Source organism: Variovorax sp. J22G73 (assembly GCF_030317035.1).
Lineage (GTDB): Bacteria > Pseudomonadota > Gammaproteobacteria > Burkholderiales > Burkholderiaceae_C > Variovorax.
Genome location: NZ_JASZYK010000023.1, coordinates 1 through 15,586 on the forward strand (window position 1 = coordinate 1; position 15,586 = coordinate 15,586).

Annotated in this window: 14 protein-coding genes; 10 read left to right on the plus strand and 4 right to left on the minus strand. The window is 68.1% G+C overall.

Translation table 11 applies throughout. From position 1 onward, the window contains the following. Positions 1-672: 672 nt before the first annotated feature. A complete protein-coding gene (locus QTI51_RS38005) occupies positions 673-3,786 on the minus strand; it encodes an efflux RND transporter permease subunit (RefSeq protein WP_116912900.1) in 3,114 nt (1,037 codons plus the stop codon). Between the two features lie 61 nt (positions 3,787-3,847). Further along, positions 3,848-5,374: an efflux RND transporter periplasmic adaptor subunit gene (locus QTI51_RS38010; protein ID WP_286518389.1), complete on the minus strand. Its 1,527-nt coding sequence runs from the start codon at positions 5,372-5,374 to the stop codon at positions 3,848-3,850. A gap of 296 nt (positions 5,375-5,670) precedes the next feature. Here QTI51_RS38010 and QTI51_RS38015 point away from each other — a divergent pair, with 296 nt between their 5' ends. The 5 genes from QTI51_RS38015 to QTI51_RS38035 are packed head-to-tail and all read left to right on the plus strand — an operon-like array spanning position 5,671 to position 9,511. Next, positions 5,671-6,192, plus strand: a complete 522-nt coding sequence (locus QTI51_RS38015; RefSeq protein WP_116912898.1) for a DUF6622 family protein — start codon at positions 5,671-5,673, stop codon at positions 6,190-6,192. A gap of 58 nt (positions 6,193-6,250) precedes the next feature. After that, entirely contained in the window at positions 6,251-7,225 is a 975-nt protein-coding gene (locus tag QTI51_RS38020; protein ID WP_116912897.1) for a sterol desaturase family protein, read from the plus strand. Beyond that, positions 7,222-7,536, plus strand: coding sequence for a 2TM domain-containing protein (locus QTI51_RS38025; protein ID WP_116912896.1), 315 nt, complete (start codon positions 7,222-7,224; stop codon positions 7,534-7,536). Before QTI51_RS38020 ends, QTI51_RS38025 begins: the two co-directional genes overlap by 4 nt. Then, positions 7,533-8,633 (plus strand): sensor histidine kinase, encoded by a 1,101-nt coding sequence (locus tag QTI51_RS38030; protein WP_286518386.1) that lies wholly within the window; start codon positions 7,533-7,535, stop codon positions 8,631-8,633. The genes QTI51_RS38025 and QTI51_RS38030 overlap by 4 nt, the downstream gene beginning before the upstream one ends. A 38-nt stretch (positions 8,634-8,671) precedes the next feature. Then, positions 8,672-9,511 (plus strand): LytR/AlgR family response regulator transcription factor, encoded by an 840-nt coding sequence (locus QTI51_RS38035; protein ID WP_116912894.1) that lies wholly within the window; start codon positions 8,672-8,674, stop codon positions 9,509-9,511. 94 nt (positions 9,512-9,605) lie between these two features. Here the strand turns inward: QTI51_RS38035 and QTI51_RS38040 are convergent, their stop codons facing one another. After that, entirely contained in the window at positions 9,606-9,950 is a 345-nt protein-coding gene (locus QTI51_RS38040) for a hypothetical protein (protein ID WP_116912893.1), read from the minus strand. A gap of 149 nt (positions 9,951-10,099) precedes the next feature. Between QTI51_RS38040 and QTI51_RS38045 the strand changes: the two genes are divergently transcribed. Next, positions 10,100-11,926, plus strand: a complete 1,827-nt coding sequence (locus QTI51_RS38045) for a glutamine--tRNA ligase/YqeY domain fusion protein (protein WP_116912892.1) — start codon at positions 10,100-10,102, stop codon at positions 11,924-11,926. Positions 11,927-12,015: 89 nt separating this feature from the next. On the opposite strand, the gene QTI51_RS38050 is transcribed toward QTI51_RS38045, so the two are convergent. Beyond that, the gene (locus QTI51_RS38050) at positions 12,016-12,318 is read right to left on the minus strand and encodes a hypothetical protein (protein ID WP_207786814.1); all 303 of its coding nucleotides are present in this window, start codon (positions 12,316-12,318) and stop codon (positions 12,016-12,018) included. A gap of 305 nt (positions 12,319-12,623) precedes the next feature. On the opposite strand from QTI51_RS38050, the gene QTI51_RS38055 reads away from it, so the two are divergent. The 4 genes from QTI51_RS38055 to QTI51_RS38070 all read left to right on the plus strand — a co-directional run bounded on the left by QTI51_RS38055 (position 12,624) and on the right by QTI51_RS38070 (position 15,573). After that, entirely contained in the window at positions 12,624-13,184 is a 561-nt protein-coding gene (locus QTI51_RS38055; protein ID WP_207786813.1) for an rRNA large subunit pseudouridine synthase E, read from the plus strand. A gap of 37 nt (positions 13,185-13,221) precedes the next feature. Further along, positions 13,222-14,145: a M23 family metallopeptidase gene (locus QTI51_RS38060; RefSeq protein ID WP_116912891.1), complete on the plus strand. Its 924-nt coding sequence runs from the start codon at positions 13,222-13,224 to the stop codon at positions 14,143-14,145. Positions 14,146-14,177: 32 nt separating this feature from the next. Continuing rightward, positions 14,178-14,468 (plus strand): nucleotidyltransferase family protein, encoded by a 291-nt coding sequence (locus tag QTI51_RS38065; protein ID WP_116912890.1) that lies wholly within the window; start codon positions 14,178-14,180, stop codon positions 14,466-14,468. A 157-nt stretch (positions 14,469-14,625) separates the two neighbouring features. Next, a complete protein-coding gene (locus QTI51_RS38070) occupies positions 14,626-15,573 on the plus strand; it encodes a restriction endonuclease (RefSeq protein WP_116912889.1) in 948 nt (315 codons plus the stop codon). Positions 15,574-15,586 lie beyond the last annotated feature (13 nt).

Sequence of the window (15,586 nt, forward strand, 5' to 3'; positions counted from 1 at the left end):
CCCACGCAAGACCTTGGGGTTCCGCACTCCGGCGCAAGTCCTCTTCGAAGACTGTTTCAACCAGAATGTCGATATCCAACCCATCGTTGCACTTGGGATTTGAGGCCGCCAGACAAAGAAAAGGCGACCCTGCTGTCCGCGTCCCTCCGCTTCGCTGCGGGCAACCTGCGGTGCTCACGTTTCGCGGGGTCCCGCCCAAACTCGCTTCGCTCAAACAAGGGCGGGCCCTGGTCCGCGAAACGCTCCGCTCCTCGGCGCGGCCAGAAGGGAGGTGAATACCAACAGGCCATCGCTGCGCTCGGCCTGCCAGTTTCCGACAGCCGAGACCAGTGGCAATGTTGGTACCAGCACCAGGCATCGCAGCCGCAAAGCGGCAGCGATGCCTTGGGGGCCGAGCGCAGCGATGGCCCGTCTGGTTCTCTGCCCCTCTGGCTGCGCCGAGGAGCGGAGTGTTTCGCGGATCAGGGCTCGCAGCTGTTTGAGCGAAGCGAGTTCTGCGAGACCCCGCGAAACGCGAGCACCGCAGGTTGCCCGCAGCGAAGCGAAGGGTCGCAGACAGTGGGGTCGCCTTTTCTTTGGCAACTTTCTTTTGGCGAAGCAAAAGAAAGTGGCTCGCCCGCCGGGGCGAGACCCGGCCCCGGACAGCAAACGGCAAGCAGGAGCAAAGACGATTCAAACCGCTTCCTCCTCAACCACCCGCCGCGTACTCCCCCCACCCATCCGATCAAACGCCAGATAGATCACAGGCGTGGTGAACAGGGTCAACAGCTGGCTGACAATCAGCCCCCCAAAAATCGCAAGCCCCAGCGGACGGCGCAACTCCGCCCCATCCCCGAAGCTCAACATCAGCGGCACGGCAGCGAACAGCGCAGCCAGCGTCGTCATCAGGATAGGCCGCAACCGCAGCAAAGCCGCTTGGTGAATCGCCTCCCGAGGCGACTTCCCCTGCGTACGCTCCGCATCGATCGCAAAGTCGATCATCATGATCGCGTTCTTCTTCACGATGCCGATCAGCAAAATGATCCCGATGATGCCGATCACCCCCAGGTCGTTGCCCGTGATCATCAGCGCCAGCAACGCGCCGACCCCGGCGGATGGCAGCGTCGACAAGATCGTCAGCGGATGCACGTAGCTCTCGTACAGCACGCCCAGCACGATGTACACGCACACCACCGCCGCAAGAATGAGCCACAGCTGGTTCGACAGCGACCGTTCATAAGCGCCCGACGCCCCCAGGAAGGTCATCGTCACGCTGCTGGGCAGCCCGATGTCCTTGGCGGCCGCGCGAATGGCGTCCACCGAATCGCCGAGCGACACGCCCGGCGCGGTGTCGAAGTTCAGCGTGCTGGCCGGGTACTGCGCCACGTGCGTGATCTGCAGCGGCGCCTGCTGCTCCGAAATCTGCGCGATGGCCGACAGCGGCGTGGCCGTGCCCGAGCCGGCGATGAGGTTCAGCTGGCCCAGGGTCTGCGGCGTGTTCACCATGCCGGGTTGCGCCTCGAGGATCACGCGGTACTGGTTGGTCTCGGTGAAGATGGTCGAGACGATGCGCTGGCCGAAGGCGCTGTACAGCGCGTCGTCCACGGTGCTCGCGGTGATGGACAGGCGCGCGGCAGTGTCGCGGTTCACGTTCACGAAGGCAGCCAGGCCCTGCGCGCCGGCATCGCTGCTCACGTTGCGCACCTTGCTGGAGTCCTGCAGCCTGGCCACGAGCTTCTTCATCCACTCGGTGATGGCCGCGCTGTCCACACCTTCGAGCGACACGCGGTACTCGGTGGGGCCGGTCTCGGCGTCGATGGTCAGGTCTTGCGTGGGCTGCAGGTACAGCGTCACGCCGGCCACCTGGTGCACGCGCTCGCGCAGGCGGTCCATCACCTCCTGCTGGCTGCCGCGGCTCTTCTTCAGGTTGATGAGCATGCTGCCGGTGTGCAGCATGGTGTTGTTGGCGGCGTCCACGCCCACGAAGGAGCTCAGGTTCTCGACGTCGGGGTCTTCGAGCACGGCATGAGCGGCCTGCAGTTGCAGCTGCGCCATGCGGTCGAAAGACACGTCCTGCGCGGCCTGCACGCGGCCTTGCAGCTGGCCGGTGTCCTGCGTGGGGAACAGGCCCTTCGGAATGCTCAGGTACAGCACCACGGTCAGCACCATGGTCAGCAGCGCGACCAGCAGCGTGAGCGGCTGGTGGTCGATCACCCAGTGCAGCGAGCGGTCGTAGCGCACCATCACGCGGTCGAAGAAGCGCTGGGCGCGCGCGCCGAAGCCCTTGCCGCCGGGCTCTTTCTTCGGCTCGTGCTTGAGCCAGCGCGCCGACATCATCGGCACCAGCGTGAGCGAGACCACGGCAGAGATCAGGATGGTGATGGCCAGCGTGACCGCGAATTCGCGGAACAGCCGCCCCACCACGTCCCCCATGAACAGCAGCGGAATCAGCACCGCGATGAGCGACACCGTCAGCGAGATGATGGTGAAGCCGATTTGCGTGGCGCCCTTGAAGGCGGCCTGCAGCGGCTTCTCGCCCTCCTCGATGTAGCGCGCGATGTTCTCGATCATGACGATCGCGTCGTCCACCACGAAGCCGGTGGCGATGGTGAGCGCCATCAGGCTCAGGTTGTTCAGGCTGTAGCCCAGCAGGTACATGAGCCCGAAGGTGCCGATGAGCGAGATGGGCACCGCGATGCTCGCGATGACGGTGGCGCGCAGGCTGCCCAGGAAGGCGAAGATCACCAACACCACCAGCACCACGGCCAGCACCAGTTCCATTTCCACGTGTTCCACCGAGGCGCGGATGCCGGCGGTGCGGTCGCTGAGCACGTCGATCTTCAGGCCCGCCGGAAAGCCCGCCTGCAGCTCGGGCAGCTGCTTCTTGATGGCGTCGACCGTGGCGATCACATTGGCGCCGGGCTGGCGCTGCACGTTCAGGATGATGGCCGGGGTGAGCTTGTTGTCGGTGGCCTTGCTGCCGGCCCAGGCGCCGAGCTGCGTGTTCTCGGCGCTGTTGACCACCTGCGCCACGTCGACCATGCGGATCGGCGCGCCGTTCTTGTAGCTGACGATGAGGTTCTTGTAGTCCTCCACCGTGAGCAGCTGGTCGTTCGAGTTGATGGTGTACGCGCGCTTGGGGCCGTCGAAGCTGCCCTTGGCGCCGTTGGAGTTGGCCGCGCTGATGGCGGTGCGCAGCGTGTCCAGCCCGATGCCGTTGGCCGCGAGCGCCTGCGTGTTGGCCTGGATGCGCACGGCCGGGCGCTGCCCGCCGCTGAGCGACACCAGCCCCACGCCCGAGACCTGGCTGATCTTCTGCGCGAGCCGCGTGTTGACCAGGTTCTGCACCTCGGTGAGCGGCAGCGTGTCCGAGGTGATGGCCAGCGTGAGCACGGGCGCGTCGGCCGGGTTCACCTTGGCGTACACGGGCGGCGCGGGCAGGTCGGCCGGCAGCAGCGAGCCGCCGGCGTTGATGGCGGCCTGCACCTCCTGCTCGGCCACGTCCAGCGTCTGGCCCAGGGTGAACTGCAGCGTGATGATCGACACGCCCGCGGCGCTGGTCGAGCTCATGCGGTCCAGCCCCGACATCTGGCCGAACTGGCGCTCCAGCGGCGCGGTGACGGTGTTGCTCATGACCTCGGGGCTGCCCCCGGGGTAGAGCGTCTGCACCTGGATGGTCGGGTAGTCGACCTGCGGCAGGGCCGACAGCGGCAGGAAGCGAAACGCCACCAGGCCGGCCAGCACGATGGCCACCATCAGCAGCGAGGTCGCCACCGGTCGAAGAATGAACGGGCGTGAAGGACTCATCGGGCGCGGCGCTTGCTGTCGTTCGGGGTGTCTGGGGAATCTGCGGGTGTGCCTGCCGGGCTCAGCGGATGGCGCCGCCCGGGGCGGCGGGCGGGGTGCCCGGCGTCAGGTTGGGCGCGGCCGGCGGCGTGGACGTGGCCGGTGGCGAGGTGGGCGACTCGGCCGGAGGGGCGCTGCGGGCGCCGCCTGCACCGCCTGGGCCACCTTGCCCGGTACCGCCTTCGCGGCGACCCGCACCCCGTTCACCGCGTTCACCGCGTTCGCCACGCTCGCCCCGGTTCCCGCGCCGCGCCCCCGACGCCGCGCCGGCCGCCGGCACCGCCGGTCGGTCGACCGAGGTCTGCACGCGCGCGCCGTCCTTCAGCCGGTCGCCGCCTTCGGTCACCACCTGCTCGCCGGCCTTCAGGCCCGACATGACCGCCACGTTGTCCACGCTCGACTCGCCGCGCGTCACCGTGCGCTGCGACACGGTGCTGTCGTCGTTCAGCACGTACACGTAGTCGCCGTTGGGCCCGTGGCGCAGCGCCGTCACCGGGATCACCACCGCGCCGCTCACAGTGCGCAGCAGCAGCCGCAGGTTGACAAACTGGTTCGGGAACAGCGCGTTGTCGGTGTTGGTGAAGCGCGCCTTGGCCTTCACGGTGCCGGTGGCGGTGTCGACCAGGTTGTCGAGCGTGGCGAAGGTGCCGTTGGCCAGCCGCCGCGTGCGGGTGCGGTCGAAGGCGGTGGCGTCGAGCCTGGCGCCCTGGCCCAGGCGCTCCTGCACCTCGGGCACGCGGTCTTGCGGAATGGAAAACTCCACGTCGATGGGCGCGATCTGCGTGATGGTCGCCACGCCGTTGGTGGTGCCGGTCGAAATGTAGTTGCCCGCGTCGATGGGCCGCAGGCCGATGCGCCCGCTCACCGGCGCGGTGATGCGGCTCCAGGCGAGGTTGAGCTTGGCGGTGTTCTCGTTGGCGCGGTCGATGGCCACCGTGCCTTCGAGCTGCTTGACCAGCGCGGCCTGGGTGTCGACGTCTTGCCGGGCAATGGAGTCCTGCCCCAGCAGGGTCTGGTAGCGCTGCAGCGTGACGCGCGCGGCGGCCAGCTGCGCCTCGTCGCGCTGCCGCGCGCCGCTGGCCTGCGCCAGCGCGTTCTGGAACGGCGCGGGGTCGATGGTGGCGAGCACGTCGCCCTTCTTCACCATCTGCCCTTCCTGGAAGAGCACGCCCGTGAGCACGCCCGACACCTGCGGCTGCACGATCACGTTGGCCAGTGGGGTGACCGTGCCCAGCGCCTCGAGCTGCACCGGAATGTCGGCCTGCTTGGCCGTGGCGATGCCGACGGTGCTGGAAGCGGCGCCGCCGCCACCTCTTCCACCGGGACCGCCAGGCCCCCCGGGCCCACCCGCGCGGGCACCGCCCCCGGGGCCCGCCCCCGGACCGGCCGCGGGCGTCTTCGACCGCTGGATCAGGTACCAGGCCCCGCCGCCCAGCGCCACGAGCAGCAGCAGGGTCAGCAAGGCGCCGACCCAGCGGCGCCGGCGCACCGGCGGATGGGTTGGCGACACGTTGGAGGGCAAGGCTTCGGGTTGTTTTTCTTGTTCCATGGACGGTGCGTGCGAAGGATGCGGAGGTGCGAACCGGGGTAGTACAGCGCGGAATGGTAGTCCGGCTGTTTGCTGGGCCGTAAAGCGACGGTAAAGCTGTCACATGTCGGTGCGGGACGCCCGATCGTGCCTGCAATTCGCGCCGCCCCGATGCAACTCGCGCCCCCGTCCTGCATTCCGTCGCACGCCCGTGGCGAGGCGGCGCGCACCCCGGCACAGTCCGCTCCATCGATCCCCGTCCCTTGCCCTCGTTCTTCCAGATTCCTTCAACCTTCAACCGTCAACGGAGCGCCACCATGCTGATGCAAGTCATCCTCCATACGCCCAAGTGGGTGTTCGCCGTCTTCTTCCTGCTGCTGTGGCTGGGCGCCAAGCAGCTGCTCACCAACCAGGTGAGCCTGAGCCGTGTCACCCTGATGCCCGTGGCCATGGGCGGCCTGTCGGTGTACGGCATGGTGTCGGTGTTCGGCGATGCCGTCGGCCCGCTGCTGGGCTGGGCCGCCGCCGCGGTGGTGATGCTGTCGCTGGTGCTGCAGCGCCCGCTGCCCGCCACCACCCGCTACGACGCGGCGCAACGCCGCTTCCACGTGGCCGGCAGCGCGGTGCCCCTGGCGCTGATGATGGGCATCTTCCTGACCAAGTACGTGGTGGGCGCCGCCCTGGCCATGCACCCCGAACTGCGCCAGCAGGCCGCCTTCGGCCTCGTGGTGCCGGTGCTTTACGGCGCGTTCACTGGCGTGTTCGTGGGCCGTGCAGTGCGCCTGTGGAAGCTGGCCATCCGTACCGACGCCATGGCGGGCCAGGTCAGCGCCGCCTAAGATCTTCGAGCGGTACGCCAAGCGGCCCTGTCGCCCCAGCCTTCCAGGAACAGCCACCATGAACGCCCTCCTGCTGATCCTCAAGATCTCCGTCGCGGTGGTGCTCGTCGCCTCCATCGCCGAAGCGCTCGTGCTGTCTTTTCGCCATGGCTGGCGCGGCTACGACTGGAAGGCCTCCGCCATTTCGGTGGTCGACTTCCTGGTGCGGGAGTACCCGCTGCGCTGGGTGCTGCCGCTGGCGTTCTGGACGGGCGCCATGGACTGGTTCTACGCCCACCGCCTGTTCAGCCTGCCCATGGACCACTGGAGCGGCTGGGTCGCCTGCTTCATCGGCCAGGAGTTCTGCTACTACTGGTACCACCGGGCGGCGCACCGGGTGCGCTGGTTCTGGTGCACCCATGCCATCCACCATTCGCCGAACCAGCTGAACCTGTCGGCCGCCTACCGCTTCGGCTGGACCGGCCGCCTCACCGGCACCCTGGCCTTCTTCATGCTCGCGCCACTGCTGGGCATGCCGCCGAAGGTGGTGCTGCTGATGTTCACGCTGAACCTGCTGTACCAGTTCTGGATCCACGCCACCTGGATCCCGCGCCTCGGCCCGCTGGAATGGGTGCTGAACACGCCCTCGGCCCACCGGGTGCACCACGCCTCGAACCTGGAATACCTGGACGGCAACTACGGCGGCGTGCTCATCGTGTTCGACCGGCTGTTCGGCACCTACATTCCCGAGCGCGCCGACCTGCCCTGCCGCTACGGGCTGGTGAACCCGATCACCTCGTACAACCTGCTGGAGATCGAGTTCAGCCAGTGGCGCGCGCTGCTGCGCGACCTGGCCTCGGCCCGCTCGCTGCGCGCCTTCGCCGGCTACTTGGTGAAACCGCCGGGCTGGAAGCCCGAAGGGCCCGGCGACACGACCGAGGAGCTGCGCGAGCGCGCTGCGTTGCAGGCCGCGCCGGTGCCACCGGCGGCACCGGCTACGGCGGCCCCCCTCCCCGACTTCATTCCCGTGCAGTACAACAAGGAGCTGTCATGAACTACACCTCGTCCAATCTCCCGAACGCCTCCAGTGCCTCGCCTTCCGAGGTCGAGCGCCTCGCCCGCCGCCGCGCCGGCGCCAAGATGGGCTGGTACATCCACGCCTTCGTCTATGTGCTGGTCAACGTCGGGCTGGTCGGGCTGTCGGCCTCCAGGGGCCACACCTGGGCCATCTACCCGCTCATGGGCTGGGGGCTGGGGCTGCTGATCCACGGGGCCGTCATCTGGTTCGTGGCGCCGGGCGGCGGCTTCTACGACCGCCTGGTGGAACGCGAACGCCGCGCGCTGGCCGGCAGGAACCACGGATGAGCGTGGCCCCGCTCGCGGCCAGTCCGAGGCCGCCCGTTCCCCGCTTCGGGGCCGAGAACCTGCGGGACATGCTGCGGCATGGGCTGATCACGGCCGTGTTCTGCTGCCTCATTGCCGGGGCGCTGACGCTGAGCGAGCACGGCAACGGGAACTGGGCCGACCACCTCGTCTACTCGCTGGCGATCGGCATGCTGAGCTGGCTGTTCATCGACATCAGCCGCCTGCTGGTCACCGGGCACCGCGACATCCGCTGGCCGCTCGGAGGCTGGGGCTACCTGCTGGTGGCCGTCGGCGTGACCTTCGGCTTCGTGGGCGGCAACTTCATCGGCGACGCATGGATCGGCGCGCCGATGCTGGATTTCGCCGGGCAGAAGCTGGCCACCGGGGTCGTCATCACCATCGCCGCGACCATCGGCATGTGCTACTTCTTCTACAGCCTGGGCAAGAGCAAGCACCTGCAGGTGCAAATCGACCTGGCGCAGCGCGCGGCCACCGAGGCGCGGCTGAAGCTGCTCGAAACGCAGCTGGAGCCACACATGCTGTTCAACACGCTGGCCAACCTGCGCGTGCTGATCACCCTCGACCCGCCGCGCGCCGTGGCCATGCTCGACCGGCTGAACAGCTACCTGCGCATGACGCTCAGCGGCTCGCGCGCGCTGTCGCATCCGCTGTCCGCGGAGTTCGACCGGCTGGGCGACTACCTGGAGCTGATGTCGGTGCGCATGGGCGAGCGGCTGCGCTACACGCTGGAGTTGCCCGACGCGCTGCGCGACGTGCCCGTGCCGCCGCTGCTGCTGCAGCCGCTGGTGGAAAACGCCATTCGCCACGGGCTGGAGCCGAAAGTGGAAGGCGGCCTTGTCGCGGTGCGCGCGCGGCGCGAGGCCGACCTGCTGGTCATCGAGGTGAGCGATACGGGTGTCGGTGTCGGTGTTGGACTCGATGCTGCGCCGTCGTCCGAGGGTGGCGGTTTCGGCGTCGAGCAGGTGCGCGAGCGGCTGGCCACCGTGTACGGCGACCGGGCGCGCATGCGCCTGGCGCCGTCGCAGGAGCCCGAAGGCGGCACCTGCGCCACGCTGAGTTTTCCGCTGCCGGCCTGACCCCGCACACCAAGAACACACCCGACGACTTCACCAAGATGCAACCCACCGCCCTCATCGCCGAAGACGAACCCCTGCTGGCCCAGGCCCTCAAGGCCGAGCTGGCCGCCGCCTGGCCCGAACTGCAGGTGGTGGCCACCGCGGGCGACGGCCGCAGCGCCGTGCGCGAGGCGCTGCGGCTGCTGCCGCAGGTGCTGTTCTTCGACATCCGCATGCCCGGCCTCGACGGCCTGGGCGCCGCCGCCGAACTGGCCGACTGCTGGCCCACCGACGAGGCGCCCATGCCGCAGCTGGTGTTCGTGACCGCCTACGACGAGTACGCGGCCCGCGCCTTCGAGGCGCAGGCCATCGACTACGTGCTGAAGCCGGTGCAGCCCGAGCGCCTGCGCAAGACGGTCGCGCGGCTGCAGCAGGCGCTGGCGGTGCGGCAGCCTTCTTCCACGCCGGCCGTGGCCGACGAAGCGCTGGAACGCACGCTCGCGCAATGGCGGCAGGTGCTGGGCGCCGCCGGTGCCGGTGCTGGGGCCGGGGCCGGGGCGCCGACCGCCCCGCTGCGCATGATCGCCGCCAGCGACGCCGGCGGCAGCACCGTGCGCATGGTGCCCATCGATGAGGTGCTGTATTTCGAGGCGGCCGACAAATACCTGCGCGTGCTGACGGCGTCGCACGAGTACCTGATCCGCACGCCGCTCAAGCAACTGCTGCCGCAGTTGGACGCTGACACCTTCTGGCAGGTGCACCGCGCGGTGGTCGTGCGCAGCGCGGCCATCGAGTCGGTGCACCGGGACGAGGCCGGCAAGATGCACCTGGCGCTGCGCGGGCGGGCGGAGAAGATTCCGGTCAGCCGGCTGTACGCGCACCTGTTTCGCGCGATGTGAAATTGCACCGCTGAGCCAAAAGGAAAAACAGGCAAAGAAAAAGCCGGCCCTTGCGGAGCCGGCTTTTTCAATCAGTCACAAACACTGTGGCAATTTAGCGCCAGTGGCCATGGCCGCGGTAGTAGCCGCGGTTGTAGTAGCGCGGGCCGTAGTACGCCGGCGGGCCGTAGTAGACCGGGGCCGGACGGTAGTACACCGGCGGTGGCGGTGCGTAGTACACCGGGGCCGGCGGGTAATAGGCCGGTGCGGGCGGGTAGTACGCAGGTGCCGGCGGATAGTAGGCCGGAGCGCCCACACCCACCGCGACGCCCGGCACGCCGACGCCGATCGACCAGCTCACGTCGCTGCGGGCGCTGGCCGATGTGGCTGCAAACAAGGCGCCCGCTGCCACGACACCGGCGGCGGCCCATTTGAAGAAAGTAGAACGTGTGAGGCTCATGATGTTGGACTCCTTGAATCTGTCGGGCCGGCTCGGGTCTGAGCCGCCCATGTATGTATTGAACGCGGCAATTGCAAACCGGGTGCACCCGCCAATGTGAAGAACGTTGCCAAAGGTAACCCCTAAGGGGTGCCCTCTAGAATGGACCAATGACCTCCCCGACCGACAAAAACGGCGCCAAAACGACCGCTGCACCGAGCAATTTCCTGCGCCACGTGATCGAGAACGACCTCGAACAAGGTGCCTACGCAGGCCGCAAGTGGGGCGGATCGCCCGGCAGCGCCGCCCACCACGCCGAGGGCATGGCCGACCCGGCCAAGGTGCGCATGCGCTTTCCGCCCGAGCCCAACGGCTACCTGCACATCGGCCACGCCAAGAGCATCTGGCTGAACTTCGAGCTTGCCAAGGAATACGGCGGCGTGTGCCACCTGCGCTTCGACGACACCAACCCCGAGAAAGAAGACCAGGAGTACGTCGATTCCATCCGCGACGCCGTGAAGTGGCTCGGCTACGAAACCTACCTGGCCGACCGCCCCAGCGCCCCCGGCACCCTGCAGCCGCACGAGTACTTCGCCAGCAACTACTTCGACTTCATGTACGAGGCGGCCGAATACCTCATCGGCGCCGGCCTGGCCTACGTGGACGAGCAAAGCGCCGACGAAGTGCGCGCGAACCGCGGCGACTTCACCACGCCCGGCAAGGACAGCCCCTTCCGCAGCCGCAGCGTCGAGGAAAACCTGGCGCGCTTTCGCGCCATGCGCGACGGCCAGGTCGCCGACGGCGCCGCCATCCTGCGCGCGAAGATCGACATGGCCAGCAGCAACATCAACATGCGCGACCCCGCGCTGTACCGCGTGCGCCGGGCCCACCACCACAACACTGGCGACAAGTGGTGCATCTACCCGATGTACACCTACGCGCACCCGATCGAAGACGCGCTCGAGCAGATCACCCACAGCATCTGCACGCTGGAGTTCGAAGACCAGCGCCCCTTCTACGACTGGCTGCTCGACCGCCTCGCCGAGGGCGGCCTCATCGCCAGCCCGCACCCGCGTCAATACGAATTCGCGCGGCTCAACGTCACCCACGTCATGACCAGCAAGCGCAAGCTGCGCCAGCTGGTGGAAGAAAAGCACGTCGACGGCTGGGACGACCCGCGCATGCCCACCATTGCCGGCCTGCGCCGCCGCGGCTACACGCCGGAGGCGCTGCGCCTGTTCTGCGAGCGCAGCGGCACCACCAAGTCGGGCGGCTGGATCGACTACGCCAGCCTGGAAGCCGCGCTGCGCGACACCCTCGACCCCGTCGCCCCGCGCGCCATGGCCGTGCTCGACCCGGTCAAGCTCGTCATCACCAACTGGGGCGAGCTGATGGGCGGCCCCGACAAGGATGAAAACGCGCTGGACGACTGCTCGGCCCCCGTGCACCCGCACCACCCCGAAATGGGCAAGCGCGAGTTCAAGCTGGGCCGCGAGGTGTGGATCGAAAGCACCGACTACGAAGACGTGCAGCCCAAGGGCTTCTTCCGCCTGTTCCCGGGCAACAAGGTGCGCCTGAAGTACGGCCACGTCATCGAATGCACCGGCGCCACGCGCGACGCGAGCGGCAAGCTCGTCGAGGTGCAGGCCACGCTGGTGCCGGACACCAAGAGCGGCACGCCCGGCGCGGACGCCGTCAAGGTCAAGGGCAACATCACCTGGGTGGCCGCCGCGGACGCGGTGCAGGCCGAGGTGCGGCTGTACGAGCGGCTGTTCTCGGAAGCCAACCCGGGCAGCGGCGAGCTGCTGGAAGAACTGAACAAGACGAGCCTGGAAGTGTGCTCGGCGTTTGTCGAACCCTCGCTGGCCAGGGCCGAGCCGGGCGTCGGCATCCAGTTCGAACGGCACGGCTACTTCGTGCGCGATTCGAAGGGCGGCGCGGACGGCAAGCTGGTGTTCAACCGCGCGGCGGGCATGCGGGACAGCTGGGGCAAGTAAGCCCTTCGGCGTTCACACCGCAAAGCCGGGGCCTCGATGGCCCCGGCTTTTTCTTTGGCGGCGCGTCAGCGTTGGTTAGTCAGCGTCGGTTATTCAGGCCGCTTGTAGACCACGCCGAGCACCGCGCTGTTCTCGTCGGTGGTGCACACGGCCGAGCGGCCTTGCGGGCCGACCTTCAGGTTGATGGTGTAGACGCCATCGCGCGGCGTGGAGCCGCTGTCCACCGCGATGCTGCCCGCGGGCACCCGCAGTTCTCGCGCGGCGGCCGCCACGCAGTTCTTGACGCTCGCCTCGGGCGCGCCGCCGACGCGAACGGAAGTGCTGTTGCAGGCGGCCAGCAGGAGCGCCGCGCCGGCCATGCTTGTGATCTGGAGGAGGCTTCGCATCGTCATGAGGGTTCCCTGGTCTTTGGCTGGATGGAATGAAATTAAGACGCGCAAACGCTCGCTTCGTTGCAGGACAGCCCCGCTCCAGCCTGTGGCCCGCGACCGATTCATAAACCGCCTGCGGCCGCCGCATCGGTCGGCTTCGGCTAAGCCGTTGATTTCAAAGAAATTTCCGTATGAAAGTCGAAACATCGAATTCATACGGAAAAACCGTTGTCCTCTCGTTGCGCCACACCGGCAAAAACCCTCGCGCAACTGGTGCGAGACTATCCGCCGCAGCTGGCCGACACGCCACGCGCCGCCACCCGCCCATGAATCTGCCAACCTCGTCCCGCCTGATCCGCTTCAACAAACCCTACGGCGTCCTCAGCCAGTTCACGCCCGAGGGCCGCTGGCGCGGGCTAAAGGACTTCATCGACCTCCCGGGCGTCTACGTCGCGGGCCGGCTCGATGCCGACAGCGAAGGCCTGCTGCTGCTCACCGACGACGGCAAGCTGCAGGCGCGCATTTCAGACCCGCGCTTCAAGATGGAGAAGACCTACTGGGTGCAGGTCGAGGGCGTGCCGACCGACGAGGCGCTTGCCGCGCTGCGCAGCGGCGTGCAGCTCAACGACGGACCGACGCGCCCCGCTCGCGCGCGCCTGCTCGACCCGCCGCCCGCCGTGTGGCACCGCGAGCCCCCCATCCGCGAGCGCAAGAGCATTCCCACCGCGTGGCTGGAGCTAGCGATCAGCGAAGGCCGCAACCGCCAGGTGCGGCGCATGACCGCGGCCGTCGGGCTGCCGACGCTGCGCCTGGTGCGCGCCGCCATCGGCCCCTACACGCTCGACGGACTGGCACCCGGCACCTGGCTGGAACAACCCGGCGGCTGAGCCGCCCGCCGCACAACCCTTCATCCGACCCCTTTCCATGCACACCAAGCCTCCCTTCCCCGACCTCTCGTCCAGCGTCTTGAACCGCCGCGCTGCCGTGCTCGGCGCCCTCGGCCTGCTCGCGCTGCCCACGATGCACGCGAGCGCCGCAACCTCGGCCAACGCAAAAACCAGCAAAACAAAGAAGCAGCCGGCGCCCGACGTCTGGCCGCACGCCTCCCTGGTGCCGGGCGGCGTCGCCCGGCTGTCGCTCGGCCCCTCGGCCACGCGCCCGAAGGCCTTCGCCGGCGACGTGCCGCTGCTGGTGCTCGGCGACCCGATCGAATGGACCGCGCTGGTCGGCATTCCGCTAGCGGCCGAGCCCGGCGAGGCCAGCATCGCGGTGCGCGCCGAAGGCAAGCCCGAGCGGCAGGTCGCCTACACCGTCGCCCCCAAGCAGTACCGCGAGCAACGCCTGACGGTGGCGCCCCGCACGGTCGACCTGTCGCCCGAGGACGAGGCCCGCTACGTGAAGGAGCGCGACCACCTCACCGGCGTGATGGCCACGCTCACCGACCTGCGCCCCGACGCCGCGCTGCAGATGCGCGTGCCCGTGCCGGGCCGCCGCTCCAGCTCGTTCGGGCTGCGCCGCGTGTTCAACGGCCAGTCGCGCAATCCGCACAGCGGCATGGACATCGCCGCGGGCACCGGCACGCCGGTGCTGGCGCCGCTGCCGGGGAAGGTGATCGACACCGGCGACTATTTCTTCAACGGCGGCACGGTGTGGATGGACCACGGCGGCGGCCTGTTGACGATGTACTGCCACCTGAGCCGGGTCGACGTGAAGGTCGGCGACGTGCTGAAGACCGGAGAGGCGCTGGCCGCGGTAGGCGCGACGGGCCGGGTGACGGGGCCGCACCTGCATTGGTCGGTGATGCTGAACCGGGCGATGGTGGATCCGGCGTTGTTCATTGCGGGGTGAGTTCGCGAACGGCCCCGCCGAGTGCCAGCTTCATGCGTCCCTCCGAAGCCCTGGCCTTTCATCGCGCGCGCATTGTTGAAATAGCGCTGCGCCATCGCGTGAACAATGTTCGCGTCTTCGGCTCGGCCTCTCGCGGCGAGGACGGACCCGAGAGCGACCTCGACCTGTTGGTCGACCCCACGGAGCAGACCACGCTCATGGACATTGGCGCGATCCGCCACGAGTTGAAGAACCTGCTGGGAGTGAGAGTCGACGTGCTCACACCCAACGGCTTGCCGCCGCGCTACCGCGATCAGGTGCTTCGCGACGCCGTGCCGCTGTAAGGAGCAACGCGCCGCTCCGTTGCGCGGTGCTGTTTTCCACGTGGGCATGCAAGGTGTTGGACGCGGGGTGTTCATCGCCGATCGGGTAGTCACCCCGAGTTGCGAAACCCGACTCGCCTCCTAAACTCGCGCCATTCGAACAAGGGGTGGATCGGGAATGGCCAGACAGACAAAAGCCGAACGCCGGCGCAAGCGCGCACGAGGAGAACTGGCAGGCAAGGGATGGTCGGCGACGATCATCGGTGTCTTGCTGCTGGTCGGGCCCAGCTTCATGCAGGGATCCATCGTCGGCACATTGGGCCCGGCGCTTCGTCCGGCGGGCTGGGCGGCGCTGGCAATCGGCGCAGTGCTGCTGGGGCTGCACTACGTCATCGCCCGCAAGGCGCCGCTGCCGAAGGTGGAACGCGTCGCACAGCAATCGCCTGCCTTCGAAGCGGCTGCGCCGGCACCATCGCCATCGGTGGCCCACCGGCGCGAACCCGTCTTCGCACCTGCGCCGCCTCGTTCCACGTCCTCATCGGCATCCGTGCTGCGGCACGAGCGCTCATGGAGCCCTGCCGTGCTCGCAGCCATCGAATGGCGCCGCTTCGAAGCGGTGTGCGAAGCCCTCTACGCACAGGCCGGATTCACGACGCGCAGCCAATCGCATGGCGCGGACGGGGGCGTCGACATCTGGCTTCAATCCAGGCACAGCGACATGCCTCGCATCGTCCAATGCAAGCACTGGCAAAGCAAAGCCGTGGGCGTGAAGGAGATGCGTGAGTTCTTCGGTGTGATGGCGTCGCACCAATTGAAGAGCGGCACCTACGTCACGAGTTCGACCTTCTCCGCCGAGGCCGCTGCGTTCGCCAAGGAAAACGGTATCCACGCACAGGACGGCGCCGCGCTGCTCAAGTTGATCGCCCAGCGCACACCCGAGCAGCAAGCGGCATTGCTCGCGGTGGCTTACGAAGGCGAATACTGGCGGCCGACTTGCGCAAGCTGCGGCACCAAGATGGTCGAGAGAAACTCGTCCAAGAATGACGGCAGCTTCTGGGGCTGCGCCAACTACCCGAAGTGCCGGGGCAGGACGATTGCAAAGTCCAAGGCATCTGCAGAGGTCTGATCTCCAGGCGAGC

Bases quoted from the DNA above. Each gene is read 5' to 3' on its own strand.
- QTI51_RS38005 (WP_116912900.1), bottom strand. From the start codon at position 3,786: ATGAGTCCTTCACGCCCGTTCATTCTTCGACCGGTGGCGACCTCGCTG.
- QTI51_RS38010 (WP_286518389.1), bottom strand. From the start codon at position 5,374: ATGGAACAAGAAAAACAACCCGAAGCCTTGCCCTCCAACGTGTCGCCA.
- QTI51_RS38015 (WP_116912898.1), top strand. From the start codon at position 5,671: ATGCTGATGCAAGTCATCCTCCATACGCCCAAGTGGGTGTTCGCCGTC.
- QTI51_RS38020 (WP_116912897.1), top strand. From the start codon at position 6,251: ATGAACGCCCTCCTGCTGATCCTCAAGATCTCCGTCGCGGTGGTGCTC.
- QTI51_RS38025 (WP_116912896.1), top strand. From the start codon at position 7,222: ATGAACTACACCTCGTCCAATCTCCCGAACGCCTCCAGTGCCTCGCCT.
- QTI51_RS38030 (WP_286518386.1), top strand. From the start codon at position 7,533: ATGAGCGTGGCCCCGCTCGCGGCCAGTCCGAGGCCGCCCGTTCCCCGC.
- QTI51_RS38035 (WP_116912894.1), top strand. From the start codon at position 8,672: ATGCAACCCACCGCCCTCATCGCCGAAGACGAACCCCTGCTGGCCCAG.
- QTI51_RS38040 (WP_116912893.1), bottom strand. From the start codon at position 9,950: ATGAGCCTCACACGTTCTACTTTCTTCAAATGGGCCGCCGCCGGTGTC.
- QTI51_RS38045 (WP_116912892.1), top strand. From the start codon at position 10,100: ATGACCTCCCCGACCGACAAAAACGGCGCCAAAACGACCGCTGCACCG.
- QTI51_RS38050 (WP_207786814.1), bottom strand. From the start codon at position 12,318: ATGACGATGCGAAGCCTCCTCCAGATCACAAGCATGGCCGGCGCGGCG.
- QTI51_RS38055 (WP_207786813.1), top strand. From the start codon at position 12,624: ATGAATCTGCCAACCTCGTCCCGCCTGATCCGCTTCAACAAACCCTAC.
- QTI51_RS38060 (WP_116912891.1), top strand. From the start codon at position 13,222: ATGCACACCAAGCCTCCCTTCCCCGACCTCTCGTCCAGCGTCTTGAAC.
- QTI51_RS38065 (WP_116912890.1), top strand. From the start codon at position 14,178: ATGCGTCCCTCCGAAGCCCTGGCCTTTCATCGCGCGCGCATTGTTGAA.
- QTI51_RS38070 (WP_116912889.1), top strand. From the start codon at position 14,626: ATGGCCAGACAGACAAAAGCCGAACGCCGGCGCAAGCGCGCACGAGGA.